This window comes from Synechococcus sp. R3-13, assembly GCF_047462195.1.
Lineage (GTDB): Bacteria > Cyanobacteriota > Cyanobacteriia > Thermostichales > Thermostichaceae > Thermostichus.
On record NZ_JANSIO010000514.1, the window covers coordinates 4,963 to 7,182 of the forward strand.

Below are 2,220 nucleotides of genomic sequence, written 5' to 3' on the forward strand. Positions count from 1 at the left end.
CATTAAAGAGATCCTGGAAGCCCACAAAGGCCCCTTCACCGGCGAAGGCCACAAGGGTCTGTACGAAGTGCTCACCACCTCTTGGCATGCCCAACTGGCCATCAACTTGGCCATGGTGGGATCCCTGAGCATCATCGTGGCCCAGCACATGTACGCCATGAACCCCTACCCCTACATGGGCATCGACTACGCCACCCAGATCTCCCTGTTTACCCACCACATGTGGATAGGCGGCTTCTTCGTGGTGGGGGGTGCTGCCCACGGGGCCATTTACATGGTGCGGGACTACGACCCGGCGGTGAACCGCAACAACGTGTTGGATCGCGTACTGCGCCACCGCGACGCCATCATCAGCCACCTCAACTGGGTGTGTCTGTTCTTGGGCTTCCACGCCTTTGGCTTCTACGTCCACAACGACACGATGCAAGCCCTGGGCCGTCCGCAGGACATGTTCTCGGACACCGGCATCCAACTGCAGCCCATCTTTGCCCAGTGGATCCAGTCGCTGCACACTTCGGCCATTGCCAGCACCGCTCCCTATGTGGGCGCCTCGGTTAGCCCCATCTTTGGTGGCGACGTGGTGGCTGTGGGTGGCAAGGTGTCCATGATGCCCATGGTGCTGGGCACGGCGGACTTCATGGTGCACCACATCCACGCCATGACCATCCACATTACGGTGCTGATCCTGCTCAAGGGGGTGTTGTTTGCCCGCTCTTCCCGGTTGATCCCGGACAAAGGCAAATTGGGCTTCCGCTTCCCCTGCGATGGCCCGGGCCGCGGCGGCACCTGCCAGGTCTCCGGCTGGGATCACGTGTTCCTGGGGCTGTTCTGGATGTACAACTGCATCTCCATCGTGATCTTCCACTTCAGCTGGAAGATGCAGAGCGACATCTGGGGCACCGTCAACGCCGATGGCACGATTGAGCACATCACCGGCGGCAACTTTGCCACCAGCGCCATTAACATCAACGGCTGGTTGCGGGACTTCCTGTGGGCGCAATCGGTGCAGGTGATCAACTCCTACGGCTCGGCTCTGTCGGCTTATGGGCTGCTCTTCTTGGGCGCTCACTTTGTCTGGGCCTTCAGCCTGATGTTCCTGTTCAGCGGTCGCGGCTACTGGCAGGAGCTGATTGAGTCCATCGTTTGGGCCCACAACAAGCTAAAAGTCGCTCCGGCCATTCAACCCCGCGCTCTGAGCATCATTCAGGGTCGGGCGGTCGGTGTGGCCCACTACCTGTTGGGAGGGATCGTCACCACCTGGGCGTTCTTCCTGGCACGGTTCGGCGCACTCGGCTAAGGCAAGGAGGAAGAGAGAATCATGACAACTGCAACTCGTTTTCCCCAATTCAGCCAAGACCTGGCCAGCGATCCCACCACGCGTCGGCTGTGGTATGGCATTGCCACCGCCCACGACTTCGAGACCCACGATGGCATGACGGAGGAGCGGCTTTACCAAAAGCTGTTCGCCACCCACTTTGGCCATCTGGCAATCATCTTCCTGTGGGCCTCCGGCAACGTCTTCCACATCGCCTGGCAAGGCAACTATGAGCAATGGGTAGCCAACCCCACGGGTGTCACCCCCATCGCCCACGCCATCTGGGATCCCCACTTTGGCAAGGCAGCGGTGGAAGCCTTTACCCAACCGGGGGGCGGCGGCCCCGTCAACGCGGCCTACTCTGGCTTGTACTACTGGTTCAACACCATTGGCCTGCGCACCAACGGCGATCTCTACGCCGGTGCCATTGGCCTGTTGTTGTTGGCGGCAGTGTTTCTGTTTGCCGGCTGGCTGCACCTGCAGCCCCGCTTCCGGCCTAGCCTGAGCTGGTTCAAGAACGCTGAAGCCCGTCTCAACCACCACCTGGCCGGCTTGTTTGGGGTCAGTTCCCTGGCTTGGACTGGTCACCTGGTACACGTCGCCATCCCCGAGTCCCGCGGGCAGCACGTAGGCTGGGACAACTTCCTTACCACGCTGCCCCACCCGGCGGGCCTGAAGCCCTTCTTCACCCTCAACTGGGGGGTGTATGCCCAGAACCCGGACACGGCCAACCACGTCTGGGGCACCGCAGAAGGGGCGGGCACGGCCATCCTCACCTTCTTGGGTGGCTTTAACCCCAACACGCAGTCTCTGTGGCTGACGGACATGGCCCACCACCACCTGGCCATCGCGGTGATCTTCATCGTGGCTGGCCACATGTACCGCACCAACTGGGGCATTGGCCA

1 protein-coding gene and 1 pseudogene are annotated in these 2,220 nt (G+C 61.3%); both read left to right on the forward strand.

Translation table 11 applies throughout. The features are described 5' to 3' along the window. Positions 1–1,297 (forward strand): photosystem I core protein PsaA (psaA, locus tag NW856_RS14150; protein ID WP_414400758.1); only part of this gene is annotated, 1,297 nt, incomplete at its 5' end. A gap of 21 nt (positions 1,298–1,318) precedes the next feature. Next, positions 1,319–2,220: pseudogene (gene psaB / locus NW856_RS14155) on the forward strand (photosystem I chlorophyll a apoprotein A2); the annotation flags it as partial.